This is a genomic window from Kushneria aurantia DSM 21353 (assembly GCF_000382245.1).
Taxonomy (GTDB): domain Bacteria; phylum Pseudomonadota; class Gammaproteobacteria; order Pseudomonadales; family Halomonadaceae; genus Kushneria; species Kushneria aurantia.
This window is the reverse complement of the sequence record NZ_KB907863.1, coordinates 43,073-55,245: the sequence shown is the minus strand read 5'-3', so window position 1 is coordinate 55,245 and position 12,173 is coordinate 43,073. Positions and strand designations below refer to the sequence as shown.

Genomic DNA, 12,173 nt, shown 5'->3' with positions numbered 1-12,173 from the left:
TCCTGTTCATACTAGGGCTCATCGGCTTTCTCATTTTGGGCTTCTGCCTTCGCAAGGCCCCAAAACTAACCGAGGCGATTATTGGGGGCGCGGTAAGCCTCGCTGTGAATGCCTTCTGGTTCGCAATTTATGCTTGCGTGGTGGTTGCTATCTCTGTGCCCGTTGCGGGCGCCATGGGCCTGGACAGAGAGGGCCAAATGATCTCTTGGCCCATCATTGCAGTTGTTCTCTATTTCATCCTCAAGAGATTAAAATAGCCGCAGGTTATTGATAATACTGGCCTGATTCCAAAGGCCACTGATAGAAAAGCCTATCCTGCCCGGCCCGCACTCTTCTCGGAGGCGGGCTTTTTTGTACCTCACGAAAAATCTTTTCCCATCAGGTCAAGTACATAACACAGATGCCGCAAAAAATATCACTTTATGTGTTGACTATTGATTCACGAAACGTGATATTTAACCACGGCAACAACACAATTGGCCCTGCCAGGCCAAGGAAGCATCACCGGCCGGACGGCCACGCTCTTTAACAACTCAGGATCTCCACCCCATGGGACCCATGGGGCTCGCGCCGCCTCCAGCAGAGGCTCGAAGTGCAACAGCAGGCGCGGGGGCACGATCGACCAAGCGGGCGCCAGGCAATCGAGGGCCATGGCGTAGCGGGGATGGCTCCCCACGGCAGAGAGCGATGCCGGGTCGTGTCACAACGGATCGCCCTGGAACCAGGGCGCATCCCCAAGCGGCTTCGCTGAGGCTGTTTAGGGATGGGAGTTGTCTCATCAATTTTTCCGACCTACAATGTAGCCGTGAAAAATTGATGAGGGGGTCGTCGTGTCGAATTCGAAGGTGTCAGAGATTGAGCACTCGCCGGTGGTAATCGCAGGGCTCACCGATCAAGCCCAGGCTAGATATGTAAGCAATGTCGAGCATATCAACAAGATTATCGCTGAACACTTTATGTCTACCTTCGTGGCTGAAGACCTTGAAAATGTCGCGATCGCTGCCTCAAACGCAGCGGGCCAAGTAGGCAACAATGCTCCGCCTGGAGACAAGATGAGGCAAGCTCACTCCAAAGGAACCGAGGAGTTGAACAGGCTTCTTTCAAGGCATGGAGAATGGAAGCCGATAAGAAGTGGACACTTACGCTACGCATATAACTCAGACGCAAATATCATCATCTTTTATAGGAATGTGGATTGCGCAGCTGATCGCAACCGCCTACCGAAAAATAATACGGGATTTGGATCTGAGACAACGCAACTCATCACGACGCCCGTGAATTATACCTTTCCAATATTCCCCCCTGCACCGCAGGTGTGGTTTCTTTGCTGTTCATTTGACAAGGATCATGCTAGCGACAACATGGAAATTGAGTTATCGCTACCCATCTTGAAAAACAATTATTTTTCGGGTTTTGAAGCAAGATTAGCCATCAAAACCACTAGCGATCCAATTACATACAAGACAGACAGATACAGCACGCCGCCCATTGACAATTCGTTCGACTCAGAGTTGGGTGATCTCGATTTGGATCTACGCACAGGGTAAGTGAAATGTTCTCCACCATAAGCTTAGAAATTGCGAGAGAGCGGAGGGGACTGACTAAAAAAGAACTTGCCGTCAAAGCTGGACTTACACCAGAGCACTTGACGAGGGTTATCAAAGGAAAACATATACCTGATGATGCAGCCATTGGCAGCTTGGCAGCAGCATTGGAATATCCAAAGTCTTTTTTCCTTGATGAGCCATCTGACCAGTTAGTGCAAGAGAATGTTAGCTTTAGAAATCTTTCTTCTTTAACTGCTCGTGATCGAAACCGTGCAATCCAGGCGGGTACGCTCGCCCTGGCACTAAACGACTGGATGAACAAGAATTTCAGCCTCCCGACTTTTAAATTGGCGGATGAGAGATTCGAAGATCCTGCTGTAGCAGCACATGCTTTGCGCAGCTACTGGGGTATAGGCAATCGACCCATACCCAATCTCTTAAAGCTTCTGGAGATGAAAGGAATGAGAATTTTCTCACTTGACAGAGACAATTCGATGGTCGATGCATATTCCTTCTATCGAGGGAGTCAGCCTTATATCATGCTGAACAACTCTAAATCTGCTGAGCGCAGTCGATTTAACCTGGCTCATGAGCTAGGGCATTTGATTATGCATATGCATATTGGTAGCGATGGTGAGGCATCTAATCCTGACGCCAAAGAAAACCATCCTGACAACATAAGGCGGCAGGAAAAGGAAGCAGATCAATTTGCGTCCAATTTTCTAATGCCTCCTGAGGACGTTAAAGATCATTTGCCAATAGTAAGAAACCTGGACCAGTTGATTGACGCAAAAAAGCGCTGGAGGGTATCAGTTGCGGCTTTGGCTCGCAAATGCTTTGACTTAGGTATTCTCACTGACTGGCGATATCGTGCAATATGTCAGGAAATCAGCGTCAGAGGGTATCGAAGAAATGAGCCAGAAGAGATTGAAAAAGAACGTTCAGTCATTTTAGAGAAAATGCTTAATCTCTTGATGACTCAAAGGAAAACGCTTTCAGACTTGGCTAAGGAAAACAACCTTCCTGAGGATGAAGTAGACACTCTCATACAGGGCGTATTACTTCGTAAAACGGCTCGCCCGGAGAGCGCAAAACTTTCCTTGGTCTAAACGAAAAACAGTCTATGCTAGAGCCCGGAATTAGCCGGGCTTTCATTTCAATGACGAACCGATGTTACCAAGCAATCCCGGTTAGGCCTAATCCCCCCTTTCAATAGCCCGCATCAACGAGCGTTCTCGCCGCACCGCCCCGCCGGCGGGAGCGCTCATCGATGCCTCTGCATCTCCGCCCCCTTGGCGGCCGCCTCCCGGCCGCCCTTTTTCCAGGCTGTGACGATCGGCGTGGCGCTTCATCGAGGCGCCACACCGATCCTCATCGGATCGGTCCCCTGCTTGCCCGGCCACACCCTTGCCGGGCTTTTTTCTTCTTGAGGTCCAGCCATGACCAATACCGCAAAAGTAGCCCGGCAACGGCTGGGCCTGTCCGAGCGCGCGCCCGAATCAAGGCTCGCGCGATTCCGCCGCCGCCTGCAGATCGACCAGCTACTGGATGATCGCCGGCTGGCCAGAGAGCAAAGGGAGGTATGGGATGAGCGCTCGCTACATCGTCCGTGAAAAACATGAGCCGCATGTCGTGCCGCGCTGCGATCTGCCCGGCTCACCGTATCTGACAAGAAAAGCGGCAAAGCGCGCCGCGGCGAAATTACCGGCCACCACCGAAGTGGTCGCAGTGAAACGGAGGATTCCCGATGGCTGACGCAAGGACGTACACCAGCGCTGACATAGCCCGCGCAAGGCTGGGCACTGCCCACTCTACGGGGCTGGCGCTTGAAGCCCGCGACGCCGCTTTCGCCGGCCGGCACTGCTTTCTCGACCACGCCAATGCCGAACGACTCAAGGAGTACCGCCGTCGGCGCGACGGGTTGAAAGAGGCTCGCATTCCGATCTGGAGGGCGTCATGAACACGCGCATCGCGGGCATCCCCTGCATCGTCGAAGTGACGCACTACGAGCCGTACCACGCCGGCACATTTTTCGAGCCGCCGAGCGGTCCCGAGATTGAATACAGCATTTATGACCGCCGGGGCCGCCCCGCAGCATGGCTGGACGGAAAGCGTACCGAGAACGACGACATCGCCATCCTCGAGCAGCACGAAGATGAACTGCGCGGCGCGCGGGATGAGGAACACATCGATGCCTATATCGATGCATTGAAATGACGCCCGCCTGGCAGAGCGGGCGGGGCAACGAAACCACAACGAAACGCAACCCGACAGGAGTTTATCACATGACGATCACCGTTCAGGACGCACTGGAACAGCTGCGCAAAAAGGGGCGGGTCTCGACGCTTGGCATGGACCGCGATGTCTGGCTTGAGCTACGCGGCTACGGCATCGGCGCCAGCGAGGCCGCAGCGGCCATCGGTATCAGTGAGCATCGCACGGCGTACGAGATTGCCGAGCGCAAGCTGGGTATTGGGGAAGAAGACGAAGAAGCCAGCTACCGACGCCGTATGAAAATGGAAATGGGCCATGTCATGGAGCCGGTGACGGCGCTTCGATTTTCCGCAGAGACCGGGCTGAATGTCCAGAACCACAACTACATGGCAACGCATGAAGACCTGCCATGGATGATGGCCAACATTGATCGCCGGGTGGTAGGTGTGACCGAGGAACAGTCGGCATGGCTGGAAATGGTTTTCGGAGAGACCGTTACCGGCCCCGGCGTGGTCGAACTGAAAAACGTCGAGTTTGCCAGTGGCTGGGGCCGCCCGGATGACGTGAAAAAAACCGGCGGCCTGTGCTCTACCGGCGAAATCCCGGAGGACTATGAAGCCCAGGTACAGCACCAGCTGGCCGTGACTGGCTACGAATGGGCGTTCCTGGTGGTGACCATTGGCGGCTGGGAAACACGCTTCTACCCGATTCTGCGCGATGACGAGTACATCAGCATGATCATCGAGGCGGAAGCCGACCTGTGGGGGCTGATCAAGCGCGGAGAGCTTCCCGAAATAGATATTGAGCACAAGAACGCTATCGACATCCTCAAGCGTCGCTATCCCGGCACTGACGGTACCGTCGCTGATCTTTCAGGGATCGAGCACTGGATCAGGGTCGAATCCGATTGCCGCGAAGAAATCAAGGAGCTGGAAGTCACCAAACGCAAGGCGCGGGCGCACGTTCTTGAGCGCATGGGGCCGTCTTCGTTGGGTCTTTTCGGAGATGGCATGCGCTACAGCCGCAAGGTTCAGCAGCGCAAGGGCTATATCAGCGAAGTGGCGCCGACCGAGTTTATTGACGTTCGCATCGGCAAAATCAACAAGGCCGATCAGCAACTGATTGACCAGGCGCGCGAAACACAGCAGCAGGCCAGCGAAAAGGATGAAGCGGCATGAGCGAGACAACGACAGCCCAGCAGCAGGCCGTCAACGGCCTGCAGGAGCCTGAAACTCATCTGCCCGAAGCGCCTGCGGGAAGCGCCCCCGGGCAAGGAATTCAGGACCTGCTTTTCAATACCGACGCCATGAACCACATGGAGCGGCTGGCGAATCTGATGGCCAGGGGAAAGGCCACCGTGCCTCAGCATCTGCAGGGCAATCCCGGCGACTGCATGGCGGTCGTGATGCAGGCTGCCCAGTGGCGCATGAATCCGTTCGCAGTCGCGCAGAAGACCCACCTCGTCAACGGCACGCTGGGTTACGAGGCCCAGTTGGTCAATGCCGTCATTACCAGCATGGCGCCGACTGAAAACCGGCTTGAGTATGAGTGGTATGGCCCCTGGGAAAACGTCATTGGCAAATTCGAAGTGCGGAAGAATAACCAGGGGAAGGAATATCAGGCGCCTGCATGGTCCTTTAAAGACGAGAAAGGATGCGGCATTCAAGTATGGGCGACGCTCAAGGGAGAAGAAGAGCCGCGAGTGCTTGATCTACTGCTGACGCAGGCACAGGTGCGCAACTCCACGTTGTGGGCAAGCGACCCCAAGCAGCAACTGGCCTATTTGGCAATCAAACGCTGGTCTCGCCTTTACTGCCCCGATGTCATCCTCGGCGTCTACACGCCCGATGAAATGAGCAGCACCGCGGCGCGATCCGGCGAAAAAACGGTCGGCGGCGGGACTGCCGGTGGCACCGCTCGCGGCAAGGACAAGCTGCGCCAGCGACGCCAGAAACGTGGGCAGACCTATGCCAACGAAGCAGACGAGCCCAAAACCGTAAACGATGGCCAGTCTCAAAATTCCGGCACCCCCGGCCCGGGCGGCAAGATCACCTGTGCCTATGTCTGCGAGCAGATTCAGAAAGCCCAGAACAAAGAGCAGCTGGATGAAGCTGCCGACATGGCACGCCATCTGCCGGAGAAAGACAAGAGTGTCGCCCGCCACGCCTATGAAGGTCGCGTGCAGCAGCTGCGCCAGCAGTCAGAAAGCAGCTAACCCTCTCCTGACGCATCAGCCCCAGCTGCCCGGTGGGCCATAACCGGCGCAGCGCACGATTCCCCGAGCTCCTTGCTCTACCCGGCATGACTCGCAGCCGGACGAGTTGACCGCGCTTTGCGGCAGGGGGAGGCGTGCGCCGTATGCCACCGCGTCAAGGGGCGCTCACCACCCTTAACGTTTGCCAAGAAGATCAAGGGCGAGCTGGAAAGCTGCGAGTGCCTGCTGGGCACCTTCAGCCCCTAACCCACCGCCGGGCCCTAAGGGGCCCGCTCATTTCCCAGCAGCACCCGGAGGTGCTGGCAAGAGCCGGGAGGGCACGACAATGAAGCTGAACAAGACAAGCCGAATCATCGGCGACGACGAGAACAACATCCGCCTGATCAAAGTGTTGGATGGCGACACCGAGGACTCCGCCGAGGTGAAGGCCTTTGGCGAGCTATCGGCCGAGGTGGTCGAGGGCGAGATGGCGGGACGCACCATCCAGGCCTTCGCCTGGCTTGAGAAGGCGCCCCAGGGGCACGAGATCAACGTCACCGAGAAGCGCTCCGGGATGCGCCTGGTGCGCATCCCGGTCCTCACCGACCAGGGCGAGTGGTTCCAGCTCGACGACGCCCTGTTCAACAAGATGCTGCCGACGCTCATGGAGGGCTGCAAGACGGCGGCCTTCCATCGCTTCCAGGAAGCCAGCGAGGAGCGCCTGGCAGAGATGTTCCGGCATATGGACAAGACGCCACCGCTGGAGCATTCGGCATGAGGCGAGCCGCAGCGAGACGAGAAGCCCACCCGCGCCGCCCGATCTGGAGTGACCCATGGACACCGAGAACCAATTGCTGGCTGGGTGATATGGGCAGTTACCGGGGCGGCCTGTCTCGCCCCACTCTTTGCAGCAGCGTGGGCGTTCGCAAGGCCATTCCAACTATATCGACAACGACGATGACGGCACAGCCTGCGCCAGCAACTTAACGCGGCCGCCAGCGTCCGGCCTCGGTCGGGCGTCAGCTACACATTTCAGCTTAGCGCTGGGAGTCAATCAGCACTTTGGCAAGCGTTTCCCCGATTCGAATGGCTTCCTGTTTGCTTGAAGCGCCTTTTTCCCTCTCTTCACGTTCCGGCAGCCATTCTCCATTCCTGTTCTGGACACGGCAGCTGACTTTCCAAGCCGACGCTTCCCCGCTGGGATGCCTGATTTCCTGTACGAAAACGGTGTATTCGCGACCTTCGTACTCATTGGTGTAAGTCTCGTTGTTCATCTCTGTCACTCATAACTCTCAGCAAATGAACCTTCAACTTACCCTCACCGGCCACGCATGCACAGCCGCTTTTTGGAGCTACCATGATTGAATCCCGCGATATCCGTCACTTCCACCTTTTTTGCGGCCTCGGCGGCGGTGCCGCTGGCTTCAACCGCGGGCATGCCCGAGTCGGTACCATGGAAGCCCGATTCCGCTGCATTGGCGGTATCGACTCCGACCCGGCGGCTATCGCCGACTTCGGCAAACTGACCGGCACCCCGGGAACGGTGCTCGACCTGTTCGACCGGGACCAGTACACCGCCTTTCACGGCGCCGAGCCACCGGCAGATTGGAGAGAGGCCACGCCTGCCGACATCCAGGCCGCAGCCGGCAACGAGCGGCCGCACATCGGGTGGCATCCGGGCGATAACTACGTCAAAAAAACCTGCCTGTGGTCGGGTAATGGATTCGTCATGCCCCCTGAATATCCATTCGTCGGCGATGAGATACCGGACGATCGAATCCATAAATGCGCACCGGGTGACGAACGCGGCAACATCCGCAGTGCCACCCCGCCGGGTTTTGCTCGAGCGGTTTTCGCAGCCAACGGCGAGCAACGGGAGGCCGCGTGAATCACCCCATCATGCGCTACCACGGCGGTAAGTGGCGAATTGCAAAGTGGGTTATTCAGCACTTTCCAAAGCACCGGGTATATGTCGAGCCTTATGGCGGCGCTGCAGGTGTTCTGTTGCAGAAGCCACCTTCGTCAGCAGAGGTTTACAACGATCTCGATGGAGAGATCGTCAACGTATTTCGTGTGCTGCGCGATCGCGCCCTGGCTGAGCGCCTGGTAGAACTTTGCCGTTTCACGCCCTTCGCCCGCTCAGAGCTCAATCTGTCGCAGGAACAAACTGAAGCCCCTGTCGAGCAAGCAAGGCGCACCCTGCTCCGCGCCTGGGCCAGCTTCGGCTCTGCCGGGGCCACTCGTGGCAATTCAGGAATGCGAACGTTTACGCGCCCGGATGGCGTCTATCTGGGCGTGGCACACGCCTGGGCTCGCGTTGCTGACGCGATACCGGAATTTGCTGAGCGCTTTCGCCGCGTGGTGATTGAAAATCGACCCGCGATCGATGTGATGCTGCAGCACGACAGCAAAGAAACGCTGCACTATATCGATCCGCCCTACCTGCCTGAAACGCGCTCTCAAGGCAGCTCGCGCTACTACCGGCACGAGATGACTGTTGAAGATCACGAAGAATTGCTTGAGGCGGTGCGTCGACTTGGCGGCATGGTCGTGATGAGCGGCTATGACTCGGTGCTCTACAACAATCGCCTGAGCGGCTGGACACAGTTTTCGCTACCAACTTCGGGATCCAGCCGAATGGGTAGTGTCAGCCGCACCGAATGTCTCTGGGTTTCTCCCCGTACCGCCGAACAACAGCGCCAGCGCGATATCTTCGCCAGCGCCTGATCTACCTATTCACGGGCCTACCCCTGAAGCTGCCTGACAGGAGTGTTCATGGCAATAACACAGGCTGCGCAATGCACCGCCGAGTGCGCTATCTGCGATGCGGTGATGCAGCGCAACGACGAACTGGAAGACGAGAAGGCAGCGCTGGGCGATCAGCTGGAACGCGCTGAAAGTGACATCCACCGCCTGCGCCGCGCGATTGAGCGGGCAAAGGCCTGCGCGGCAGGCACCCTGCCCGTCGATGATGGACTGAAACTGCTGACAGTACTCAGGAGCGTTGATGAATGATGGTATTAAAGCAGCCGCTCGCCAAGACGGTTCGGTTGGCGCGATATATCCCGATAATGCGCCTCTACCAAAGGCTCGAAAAAATTAACACGCCGCTCCAAGCGGCTTTTTTACGCTTGGCGACCGGCCCTGTCAGGCCGACCAAAAGGAGAAGACCATGGGTAAATTGATTCGGCTGGACGAGTGGAAGGCTCGACGTTTTGAAGGTCAGGGGCCATCTGACAGTCTGCTGCGCAAGCTATGTCGCAACGGCGATCTGCCGGCAAAGAAAATCGGCGCCAGCTGGTACGTCGACATCGACGCAGAACAGAATCAGACAGGAAACGATCTTGCCGACCAGGTGCTGGCCAGCATGAAGAAAGGAGCATGACATGGCATCACGGCCGCGTTCAAAGCGACATAAAGGGCTGGAGCCTAACCTGTATTTCAATGGCGTCAGCTTTTCCTATCGCAATCCGGTGACCGGTAAGCGCCACGGCATGGGAAGCGACAAAGTGAAAGCGCAAGCCGCGGCGCGGATTCTTAATGCTCGGTTGATGAAGGGTGACGATCTGGTCGCCAGGGTCGAAGGGCGTGCCGGCATCACCCTGTCGGCTGCCGCCGAATCCTTTTTCAAGGAGCGCGTCGAGCAGAATCCGAAGCTGAAAGAGAGCAGTCGTCTCAACAAACACTACGTCATCAACCGGCTTATAAAAGATCGAGGCGATACCGAGCTTTCGCAAATTGATACTCGCTGGTGCGCGTCCTACCTGGACGAAAGTTTTTTGGCAAACGCCTATGTGCAGCACCGCTCCGTTTTGTCGCAGATTTTCGAGTTTGCACGCACCAAAGGATGGGTCGACGCCAATCCGGTTACCCCGACAGCAAAATCAGATGTCAGCTACAAGAAGAATAGGCAGCGCCTGACGCGCGGCCAATACCGCGCTATTCATGAATTGGCAGAACCCTGGTTTCGCATAGCGCTGGAACTGGCGCTGATCTGCTGCATGGGTCGTGCCGAGGTCACGGCTATGCGTTATGACCACATCGTAGATGGCAGGCTCAGGTACGTTCGCCAGAAAACGGCCGGTCGATCTGCGACAGCCAATGTCGCCATCCAAATGACGCCTGCTATCGAAGACGTTATTGCCCGTAGCAGAGAGGTGTCTCCCCTATCCCCCTATGTCGTGCATCGTGTTCCATATCGCGTGACAGCTCAGATACGTCGATCACGGGATCACTGGGCCATGGTATCGGGCAACATGATCTCGCGGGAGTTTGCAAGGCTGCGGGATCAGTTGCCGGAGATAAAGCGGCTCAAGCCAGAGGAGCGACCCACTTTTCACGAAGTGCGGTCGCTGGGCTCCCATCTGCTCGAGGATGCCGGCGTGCCGGAGGCGGATATTCAGGTGCTGATGGGGCATGCAGACGTAGAGATGACGAGGCACTATTTGGATGGCCACGGCACTCGGTGGCATGAAGCAAAGGGGGCAACGCTTGATTTGAACGCACTGCTGGGAGAGTGAATTTTCTCTCTTTTTTATCTCTATTTTATCTCCACAAAAAAGCCGCCATGGTGTTTAACCATAAGCGGCTGATTTAAAATATCTTTTGGTCGGGACGACTGGATTCGAACCAGCGACCTCCACAACCCCATTGTGGCGCGCTACCAAACTGCGCTACGTCCCGACGCGCCCTCACTACATCGGCGAGAACGAGGCGTATCCTACAGCACTGTTCTGCAAAAGGAAAGCCCAGCGCTCTATTCACGGCGTGGCGTACTCATACCATGGCAGCAATGTCATCAAGGCGCTCCATGCAGATACGGCCGCTGAAGAAGGAACCAAGGTCGATGTTGCGCACGTTACCGAGCATCAGCGGCGCGGTGACCGGGGTGTGGCCTACCACGACCGCCGTGATATTGGCGATCGGTGTAACGGTGCGGGATTCGACGCGCTGGCGCGACCACAGCAGCAGCTCATGTGGCGCTTCACCGATATTGGCCCAGTCGGCCGGCGGTTCGGCATGAACGATACCGACCGGGCCGTGAACCGTGTCGATCTCCATTGCCAGTGGCATCTTCTGTATGGCGTCACTGAGTCGTTGGCGCAGCTCGTCGGTTTCGAATTGCTGTGACCAGTCGCCGCCGTTCAGCAGCCACAGCCCCCACTGGTCTTCAAGCAGCGCCCGCTGCGCCATCGACTCGTGATTACCGCAAACGGCGTTAAACCAGGGCTCATGTACCAGTTCCAGGCAGCGCATCGACTGTGGGCCGCGGTCGATCAAATCGCCGACGCTGAACAGGCGGTCTCTGTCGGGCCTGAAGTTCACATCATCAAGCGCTTGCTCCAGAAGCTCGAAATGGCCGTGCAGATCGCCGACGACATAATCATGGCCGCGGGTGTTGCGCTCGAATTGCCTTGGCATTGTAGGGCTCCGGGTTATCGGAAGGCGAACGCTGGCGTCATGTCACCACGATCAGGGCGTGAATCACACCGGGTACGAATCCCATCAGCGTCAGCAGCAGATTGAGCCAGAAAGGATCAGTGATGCCCACCGCCAGATACACGGCCAGCGGCGGCATCAGAAAAGAGAGCACAACCAGCGAAATCGGATCCATGGGGGAAAAAGGCCGGGCGATACAAAATCGCCCGGCAGAGGCGTTACCAACTGATGGCGCCGGCTACCTGCTCGGGGGTGGGCACGCGGCTGGCGAACTCTTGCCCCATCGGTGAGCGCGGATCGTAAGGATTGTGATTGTTGATGTAGGCCACCAGCACCCGGTCTCCCTTCACGCCGACCGCATGACCGACGTCTTCGCCGTGACGGTCGAGGCTACGGTTCTGCAGCTCGGCCCAGTCCGCTTTCGAGTAGACCGCCAGGGCCAGCAGCGGTACCGGCTCGCTGTTGCGCTCGAAATCCTTGTAGAAGAACACCATCACGTTTTCGGCATCAAGGCGCCCGTGTCGCCACTCCAGCGTATCGTCCTGAACGATATAGCCCTGCCAGTTCTCGGGATACATGAAGGTGTAGCCGGCATCGGTGTTGCGATAGCCCGCGTAGTGCTGTTCGGGAGCGCTGCTGCTCGCAGTGATATTCGTGTTTGTATCGGCGGACGGCGACTGTTCACGCGGCGCTGAACCGGCACAGCCGGAAAGCGCCAGCGCGGTGCCCGCAATCGCCAGTACGGCGATACCCTTGCGTACGATCAACATAAGGGACCT

General features: G+C 57.2%; 17 protein-coding genes and 1 tRNA gene. 13 read left to right on the top strand and 5 right to left on the bottom strand.

Annotation, left to right across the window (positions count from 1 at the left end):
* Positions 1-845 precede the first annotated feature (845 nt).
* From H146_RS21170 to H146_RS0101870, 8 genes are all read left to right on the top strand, one after another.
* On the top strand, positions 846-1,547 hold the full coding sequence (locus H146_RS21170) for a hypothetical protein (protein ID WP_156826655.1): 702 nt from the start codon (positions 846-848) through the stop codon (positions 1,545-1,547).
* A 5-nt stretch (positions 1,548-1,552) separates the two neighbouring features.
* The gene (locus tag H146_RS20525) at positions 1,553-2,656 is read left to right on the top strand and encodes a helix-turn-helix domain-containing protein (RefSeq protein ID WP_026351685.1); all 1,104 of its coding nucleotides are present in this window, start codon (positions 1,553-1,555) and stop codon (positions 2,654-2,656) included.
* A gap of 478 nt (positions 2,657-3,134) precedes the next feature.
* Complete coding sequence (locus H146_RS21160) at positions 3,135-3,302, top strand: hypothetical protein (RefSeq protein WP_156826654.1); 168 nt, start codon at positions 3,135-3,137, stop codon at positions 3,300-3,302.
* Entirely contained in the window at positions 3,295-3,507 is a 213-nt protein-coding gene (locus tag H146_RS0101890; protein ID WP_019950152.1) for a hypothetical protein, read from the top strand. Before H146_RS21160 ends, H146_RS0101890 begins: the two co-directional genes overlap by 8 nt.
* On the top strand, positions 3,504-3,764 hold the full coding sequence (locus tag H146_RS18155; RefSeq protein ID WP_019950151.1) for a hypothetical protein: 261 nt from the start codon (positions 3,504-3,506) through the stop codon (positions 3,762-3,764). The genes H146_RS0101890 and H146_RS18155 overlap by 4 nt, the downstream gene beginning before the upstream one ends.
* Before the next feature lie 68 nt (positions 3,765-3,832).
* Positions 3,833-4,939, top strand: a complete 1,107-nt coding sequence (locus H146_RS0101880) for a YqaJ viral recombinase family nuclease (RefSeq protein ID WP_019950150.1) — start codon at positions 3,833-3,835, stop codon at positions 4,937-4,939.
* Entirely contained in the window at positions 4,936-5,976 is a 1,041-nt protein-coding gene (locus tag H146_RS22275) for a RecT family recombinase (protein WP_019950149.1), read from the top strand. Before H146_RS0101880 ends, H146_RS22275 begins: the two co-directional genes overlap by 4 nt.
* 325 nt (positions 5,977-6,301) lie before the next feature.
* The gene (locus H146_RS0101870) at positions 6,302-6,733 is read left to right on the top strand and encodes a hypothetical protein (protein WP_019950148.1); all 432 of its coding nucleotides are present in this window, start codon (positions 6,302-6,304) and stop codon (positions 6,731-6,733) included.
* Between the two features lie 259 nt (positions 6,734-6,992).
* Here the strand turns inward: H146_RS0101870 and H146_RS0101865 are convergent, their stop codons facing one another.
* Positions 6,993-7,229 carry a hypothetical protein gene (locus H146_RS0101865; protein WP_019950147.1) on the bottom strand — a complete coding sequence of 79 codons (237 nt, stop codon included), beginning with the start codon at positions 7,227-7,229 and terminating at the stop codon, positions 6,993-6,995.
* A gap of 83 nt (positions 7,230-7,312) precedes the next feature.
* Here H146_RS0101865 and H146_RS21820 point away from each other — a divergent pair, with 83 nt between their 5' ends.
* From H146_RS21820 to H146_RS0101840, 5 genes are all read left to right on the top strand, one after another.
* On the top strand, positions 7,313-7,843 hold the full coding sequence (locus H146_RS21820; protein ID WP_026351683.1) for a hypothetical protein: 531 nt from the start codon (positions 7,313-7,315) through the stop codon (positions 7,841-7,843).
* A complete protein-coding gene (locus H146_RS0101855; RefSeq protein WP_019950146.1) occupies positions 7,840-8,682 on the top strand; it encodes a DNA adenine methylase in 843 nt (280 codons plus the stop codon). Before H146_RS21820 ends, H146_RS0101855 begins: the two co-directional genes overlap by 4 nt.
* Before the next feature lie 48 nt (positions 8,683-8,730).
* The gene (locus H146_RS0101850) at positions 8,731-8,970 is read left to right on the top strand and encodes a hypothetical protein (RefSeq protein ID WP_019950145.1); all 240 of its coding nucleotides are present in this window, start codon (positions 8,731-8,733) and stop codon (positions 8,968-8,970) included.
* Positions 8,971-9,127: 157 nt separating this feature from the next.
* A complete protein-coding gene (locus H146_RS0101845; protein ID WP_019950144.1) occupies positions 9,128-9,340 on the top strand; it encodes a hypothetical protein in 213 nt (70 codons plus the stop codon).
* A 1-nt stretch (position 9,341) separates the two neighbouring features.
* On the top strand, positions 9,342-10,475 hold the full coding sequence (locus H146_RS0101840; protein ID WP_019950143.1) for a tyrosine-type recombinase/integrase: 1,134 nt from the start codon (positions 9,342-9,344) through the stop codon (positions 10,473-10,475).
* 86 nt (positions 10,476-10,561) lie between these two features.
* On the opposite strand, the gene H146_RS0101835 is transcribed toward H146_RS0101840, so the two are convergent.
* The 4 genes from H146_RS0101835 to H146_RS0101820 all read right to left on the bottom strand — a co-directional run bounded on the left by H146_RS0101835 (position 10,562) and on the right by H146_RS0101820 (position 12,164).
* Positions 10,562-10,638 (bottom strand) — tRNA-Pro (locus H146_RS0101835).
* Positions 10,639-10,731: 93 nt separating this feature from the next.
* Positions 10,732-11,376: a metallophosphoesterase gene (locus H146_RS0101830; RefSeq protein ID WP_019950142.1), complete on the bottom strand. Its 645-nt coding sequence runs from the start codon at positions 11,374-11,376 to the stop codon at positions 10,732-10,734.
* 37 nt (positions 11,377-11,413) lie between these two features.
* Positions 11,414-11,569, bottom strand: a complete 156-nt coding sequence (locus H146_RS0101825) for a YqaE/Pmp3 family membrane protein (RefSeq protein WP_019950141.1) — start codon at positions 11,567-11,569, stop codon at positions 11,414-11,416.
* Between the two features lie 43 nt (positions 11,570-11,612).
* Positions 11,613-12,164 carry a hypothetical protein gene (locus tag H146_RS0101820; RefSeq protein WP_019950140.1) on the bottom strand — a complete coding sequence of 184 codons (552 nt, stop codon included), beginning with the start codon at positions 12,162-12,164 and terminating at the stop codon, positions 11,613-11,615.
* Positions 12,165-12,173: the final 9 nt, after the last annotated feature.

Excerpts from the sequence above, each read along its gene's own strand:
- H146_RS20525 (WP_026351685.1), top strand. The coding sequence starts at position 1,553 with ATGTTCTCCACCATAAGCTTAGAAATTGCGAGAGAGCGGAGGGGACTG.
- H146_RS21160 (WP_156826654.1), top strand. The coding sequence starts at position 3,135 with ATGAGCGCTCGCTACATCGTCCGTGAAAAACATGAGCCGCATGTCGTG.
- H146_RS0101890 (WP_019950152.1), top strand. The coding sequence starts at position 3,295 with ATGGCTGACGCAAGGACGTACACCAGCGCTGACATAGCCCGCGCAAGG.
- H146_RS18155 (WP_019950151.1), top strand. The coding sequence starts at position 3,504 with ATGAACACGCGCATCGCGGGCATCCCCTGCATCGTCGAAGTGACGCAC.
- H146_RS0101880 (WP_019950150.1), top strand. The coding sequence starts at position 3,833 with ATGACGATCACCGTTCAGGACGCACTGGAACAGCTGCGCAAAAAGGGG.
- H146_RS22275 (WP_019950149.1), top strand. The coding sequence starts at position 4,936 with ATGAGCGAGACAACGACAGCCCAGCAGCAGGCCGTCAACGGCCTGCAG.
- H146_RS0101870 (WP_019950148.1), top strand. The coding sequence starts at position 6,302 with ATGAAGCTGAACAAGACAAGCCGAATCATCGGCGACGACGAGAACAAC.
- H146_RS0101865 (WP_019950147.1), bottom strand. The coding sequence starts at position 7,229 with ATGAACAACGAGACTTACACCAATGAGTACGAAGGTCGCGAATACACC.
- H146_RS21820 (WP_026351683.1), top strand. The coding sequence starts at position 7,313 with ATGATTGAATCCCGCGATATCCGTCACTTCCACCTTTTTTGCGGCCTC.
- H146_RS0101850 (WP_019950145.1), top strand. The coding sequence starts at position 8,731 with ATGGCAATAACACAGGCTGCGCAATGCACCGCCGAGTGCGCTATCTGC.
- H146_RS0101845 (WP_019950144.1), top strand. The coding sequence starts at position 9,128 with ATGGGTAAATTGATTCGGCTGGACGAGTGGAAGGCTCGACGTTTTGAA.
- H146_RS0101840 (WP_019950143.1), top strand. The coding sequence starts at position 9,342 with ATGGCATCACGGCCGCGTTCAAAGCGACATAAAGGGCTGGAGCCTAAC.
- H146_RS0101830 (WP_019950142.1), bottom strand. The coding sequence starts at position 11,376 with ATGCCAAGGCAATTCGAGCGCAACACCCGCGGCCATGATTATGTCGTC.
- H146_RS0101825 (WP_019950141.1), bottom strand. The coding sequence starts at position 11,569 with ATGGATCCGATTTCGCTGGTTGTGCTCTCTTTTCTGATGCCGCCGCTG.
- H146_RS0101820 (WP_019950140.1), bottom strand. The coding sequence starts at position 12,164 with ATGTTGATCGTACGCAAGGGTATCGCCGTACTGGCGATTGCGGGCACC.